Genomic DNA, 4,978 nt, shown 5'->3' with positions numbered 1-4,978 from the left:
ACCGTTTGGTGCCGGGGCCTCACCTGTTTAACGGGAAGGGGAGGGGGAATTGGGCAGCTGGTGCTGCTTGGTTCCTCCTCCCCTCCTGCTTTAACGAGCAGTGCGTCCAGGGTATTTGTGTTGGCGAGGTTGCCGGCGAGCTCAGTTGCTTGCACCGGATGACGAGGGCCAGGTTACCCGAGAATTATCCACTGGAGTACTTCTCCAAATTGGAGATCAGGTTGTCATCCCAGCTAGCCTTGCTGAGCCATATTTGTTCCCTGACGGGTATCGACTAGAAATGCCAGCTGGTGGACTGCGTAATTTGAGTTTCAGGCACCAAGGCGACAGCTCCGTTTCGGAAGACGAATCCCGCAGTTGCACCACATTCACCTGCCGGCGTGCAATGGTGAGAGCAACTGGCAACCACAGGTCTCGCCGTAAGGGGATTCGACCGACCAAGGGAACCAAGACTGCGAGAATTCACTGGGTCAGGCCAATGAACGTCATTGTGGACCTCGTCTTGGAAAGCCTTGAAAGCAATAGATACTGTCATCCACCGCCTGAAGGCACCGGTGTCATGTTTCTGAAGACGCGGACGCTTACGGACAGTAGATGCTTTGACTTCTGGTGGACAACATGACGGACACAGGCGGGCGTGGCTGCTGACCACTGACGTGCAGCACGTTGAAGCCAGCCGTATCGGAATCCTGCCTCGATATCGAGGGATTGCGCAAGCACATTTAAGCATTCTCAAGGTCGTTGGTGAGGATCGCGCAGCATGATCCTTCAATTGGATTCACGAGTATCTGACTGCGTTGCATGCCGGGATGTGTACTTCTATCGACAGCTCGCGAGTGGTCGAAATTCCAGAATGCCCATCACGCTGTCCCGAGATACCCGTTGGAAGAATTGCCGTCCGGTATCTCAGCTTCTTTTCACCAAGAGTCTGAGGTACCGGACTATCTTGTCTTTTTCCCCGCTCCAAGATGCGTGTGACTGCGATTACATGGATGTCGGGGTTGAAGCACACCATGAAAAGTGAGCGGCAAACCTCTGATGCAGTTAGGAATATCGGAGGAGCAGCATGCGTACTAGCCAGACAAGTCAAAACTTGAAACGTGGTTTAAGCACACGGCACATCAGGTTTATCGCTCTAGGGTCTGCTATTGGCACAGGCTTGTTCTATGGTTCCGCAAGCGCCATTCAAATGGCTGGGCCAGCGGTGCTGTTGGCATACATACTCGGTGGGGCAGTGGTGTTCATGGTGATGCGTGCGTTGGGAGAAATGGCAGTCCGCAATCCGACCTCCGGCTCATTCGGAAGCTATGCCACTGAATTCGTTGGACGCTTTGCTGGCTTTGCAACCGGGTGGACCTACACGTTTGAAATGTTTGTGGTGGCCCTGGCTGACGTGACGGCTTTTGGCGTATTTATGGGTTTCTGGTTTCCCAACGTCGAACGATGGATCTGGATCCTGGCAGTTGTTTTCTTCATTGCCGCCGTGAACCTGCTCTCGGTCAAAGTCTTCGGCGAACTGGAATTTTGGTTCTCCTTGATCAAGGTCGTCGCTATCATGGCAATGATCGCTGGTGGCGTTCTCGTAATCGTCTTCGGGTTGGGCAACCAAAGCGAAGGAGCTGCAGGTCTATCCAATCTCTTTGCTGGCGACGGCTTCATGCCGCATGGTGTCTGGGGCATTCTCGCTTCCCTGACCATTGTCATGTTTGCCTTCGGCGGCACCGAAGTGATCGGCATTACCGCTGGTGAAGCGCAAAACCCGCGTAAAGTCATTCCGCAGGCAATTAACTCTGTGCCAGTGCGCATCTTGCTGTTCTACGTACTCACGCTCGGTGTCATCATGTGCATTCAGCCGTGGAACACGATTGATGGTAGTGAAAGTCCATTCGTTTCGATCTTCTCCAGCATCGGCTTCTCGTCAGCAGCAAATGTCCTGAACTTCATCGTCATCACTGCGGCACTCTCAGCAATCAACGCAGACATCTTCGGCGCGGGACGCATGATTCACGGTATGGCCAAACAAGGCCAGGCGCCACAGGTATTCACGAAGACCACGGCTAACGGGGTCCCATGGGTGACTTCACTATCGATGATCGGCGCATTGCTTATTGGTGTAGCGCTGAACATCTGGTTCGAAGATGAGATCTTCTTCCTCATTGCTGCATTGGCTACTTTCGCCACCGTCGTTGTTTGGTCGATGATCCTGATCTCTCATATTCGGATGAAGCACCGGATAGACAGAGATAATCTTGAACCATCTGCATTCCCAGTTCCGCTTTGGCCAGTGGGTAGCTACTTGGCGCTGGCCTTCATGATCTTCGTGATCATCTTAATCGGCATTATTCCGGATACGCGTAGTGCACTCATTACCGGTCTGATCTGGGTGGCAATCCTGGGCGTCTGTTATCGACTATTCGTCAGAGGAAAAGCTCTTCCAGCAGAAATCCAAGCAGCGCAATCGAAAGAAAATGCAGCAGCTGAACGGTCTTAGCCCGATAAATAATAGGGCAATGACGTATGCCGGCCCCGGACTGGCTGGCCATGAGGGTGCAAACGCAGTTTTGAACCGAGCTACTAGTAAATTGCCAAGTCATCAAGTTCGGCAAAGACCCTCAAAAGCCGTAGTCTCAGGTAAATACTTGCACGCAACGATCCGTGGAGATAAAGATGGCCGCTTCCCATGCCGGATTTCTAGATGCCCTCAGCGCGGCATTACCAGAGAATGCCATTGAAACAGCGGGCCCGCTGCTTCGAGAAAACTCTAGAGACTTCGGTCAGTTGTCGGGGGATCCCATTGAACCGCTGGCCGTGGTTTTCGCCAGTTCCGTAGCGGATGTACAACACGTTCTACGCTTGGCTAGCGAATACAAGGTACCGGTCATTAGCCGCGGTGCCGGCACAGGTGTTTCTGGTGGTGTACACGTACTAGGTGATGCCGTCGTCTTGAACTTGAGCAAGATGAATAGAATCCTAGAGATCCGCCCGGAAGATGAGGTCGCTGTGGTTGAACCTGGCGTCATCAATCATCAGCTGAACGAAGCCGTTTCCGAATTCGGCCTCATGTACGCCCCGGATCCTGCTAGCTACAAGATGTCTACAATTGGCGGCAACATCGCAACCAACGCGGGAGGCCTGCGGTGCGCGAAGTATGGCGTGACCCGAGAAGAAGTGCTCTCCCTAGACGTAGTATTGGCAGATGGCCGACTAATCCGCGTTGGCAAGAATACGTTTAAGGGTGTAGCAGGGTATGATCTCGCCGCACTTTTCACAGGGTCAGAGGGCACGCTGGGCGTTGTCGTTCGCGCAGTTCTCCGATTGCGCTATCTCCCGGTAGACGAGCGAGACATAGCTCTATTGTTCCCCAGCCTGGAAGAAGCAGTCGAGGGCGTTCAACTGATTGCCAAAGCCAGAATTCAGCCTGCCATTTTGGAACTCATTGATCATTCGACTCTGCTCATTCTTGATGAACAGTACTCGACGAATTACGCAGGTCACGGCGGTGCCATGCTCTTGGCTCGACTGGATGGCTATGGCGCCGAGCGTGAAGAAACCGCTCTCCGCAGTGTTTTCGCAGACCGCAATGCCCAGCTAAGCAATTCGGCAGATCCGAGTGCTACGCAACTGATCGAAATGCGCCGAACCAGCCGGGGTGATACTAAAGACGATGCTTACCGGACTGGAGAGGATGTCGCGATTCCGAAAAGCAAGATGCTTGAATACGTGCACCGCGTTCAACGGGCTGCGCGGGACGAAAACGTAAACATGCGGATGATTTCGCATGTAGGGGATGGCAATCTGCATCCGACGTTTTCTGTAGAACCGGAAGACGGCAACGAGCCACTAGCGAGGCTTGACCGTGCAGTTGAAAGCTCCGTACGTATTGCACTGGAACTGGGCGGCACAATTACTGGCGAACACGGTGTCGGGCTGATCAAAAAAGATTGGTTGCAATGGGAACAAGCAACAGAAGTGATCGAACTCCAACAGCAGATCAAGAACCTTTTGGACCCGTTGAATATCTTGAATCCTGGGAAAGCTATCTAATGGTCTTAAGCTGCGAGGCCCGGCTAAGGACTTGGCGGCAAAGAAAAGAGTAGCTATGCCGGGCATTGATGAGAATTCTGCAGGGTGTATAGTGAAATGGTTGTAACCACGGGATATAGCGCAGCTTGGTAGCGCGCGTCGTTCGGGACGACGAGGTCGCAGGTTCGAATCCTGTTATCCCGACACACAGCTAAGGGGGAACTTCGGTTCCCTCTTTTGCATTAAGCAGTCGTCTCAGCACGCAGTGACAGGTCAAGTGGACCTGCCTCCTTCGGCGGCAATTTATCGGCTGACGTGTAGCGAAGCTCAGGTCTGTTACAGGCATTTCAATAAACGAGCTGCAGATCACTCGAGGATATTGCCCCAGGATGTGCGATCCGTGAATTTTTTAGGTATAGTTATATCTCGTGCTAAGGCGTTCAGCGCAGATCAGCTTCGGCTGCTGAAGCAAATGAATACCAAGTCACATTGGGATATGGTGTAATTGGCAACACAACGGTTTCTGGTTCCGTCATTCTAGGTTCGAGTCCTGGTATCCCAGCGCTTCACCAAAGAGATTTGGTGAGCTGAAGATTAATCTTCAGCATACGGCCCCATCGTATAGCGGCCTAGTACTCCGCCCTCTCACGGCGGCAACACGGGTTCGAATCCCGTTGGGGTCACCAAAGCAAAAATCGCGAAACTTATGTTTCGCGATTTTTTTATGCCCAAAAACCGAGGATTCTACGGAACCGACAGCGGCTTCCGCTGATACCTCCTTAAGCAGGGTAATCCGTCAGTAATGTAACGGCGCAGAGTTGCAGGTCTAGCGCGGGTGAGGGGAAACTGCCCGTTGAGCCCGTTGAGCCCGTTGAGCCCGTTGAGCCCGTTGAGCCCGTTGAGCCCGTTGAGCCCGTTGAGCCCGTTGAGCCCGTTGAGCCCGTTGAGCCCGTTC

2 protein-coding genes and 3 tRNA genes are annotated in these 4,978 nt (G+C 53.1%); all 5 read left to right on the top strand.

Features of this window, described 5'->3' with window-relative positions:
* Nucleotides 1-1,066: 1,066 nt before the first annotated feature.
* The 5 genes from ACIOU9_RS17880 (at nt 1,067) to ACIOU9_RS17860 (ending at nt 4,709) form a co-directional block, all read left to right on the top strand.
* Entirely contained in the window at nt 1,067-2,491 is a 1,425-nt protein-coding gene (locus tag ACIOU9_RS17880; RefSeq protein WP_402697799.1) for an amino acid permease, read from the top strand.
* Nucleotides 2,492-2,667: 176 nt separating this feature from the next.
* Nucleotides 2,668-4,044 (top strand): FAD-binding oxidoreductase, encoded by a 1,377-nt coding sequence (locus ACIOU9_RS17875; RefSeq protein ID WP_402697798.1) that lies wholly within the window; start codon nt 2,668-2,670, stop codon nt 4,042-4,044.
* A 109-nt stretch (nt 4,045-4,153) separates the two neighbouring features.
* Nucleotides 4,154-4,227, top strand: a tRNA-Pro gene (locus ACIOU9_RS17870).
* Between the two features lie 286 nt (nt 4,228-4,513).
* Nucleotides 4,514-4,585: transfer RNA gene (locus ACIOU9_RS17865), tRNA-Gln, on the top strand.
* 48 nt (nt 4,586-4,633) lie between these two features.
* A tRNA-Glu gene (locus ACIOU9_RS17860) sits at nt 4,634-4,709 on the top strand.
* The last annotated feature ends 269 nt before the right edge of the window (nt 4,710-4,978 follow it).

This window comes from Glutamicibacter sp. NPDC087583 (assembly GCF_044743685.1).
GTDB lineage: Bacteria > Actinomycetota > Actinomycetes > Actinomycetales > Micrococcaceae > Glutamicibacter.
The sequence above is the reverse complement of the archived record's forward strand: the minus strand, read 5'-3'. Positions and strand labels throughout refer to the sequence as shown.

Coding starts and splice junctions, on each gene's coding strand:
- ACIOU9_RS17880 (WP_402697799.1), top strand. CDS start 1,067: ATGCGTACTAGCCAGACAAGTCAAAACTTGAAACGTGGTTTAAGCACA.
- ACIOU9_RS17875 (WP_402697798.1), top strand. CDS start 2,668: ATGGCCGCTTCCCATGCCGGATTTCTAGATGCCCTCAGCGCGGCATTA.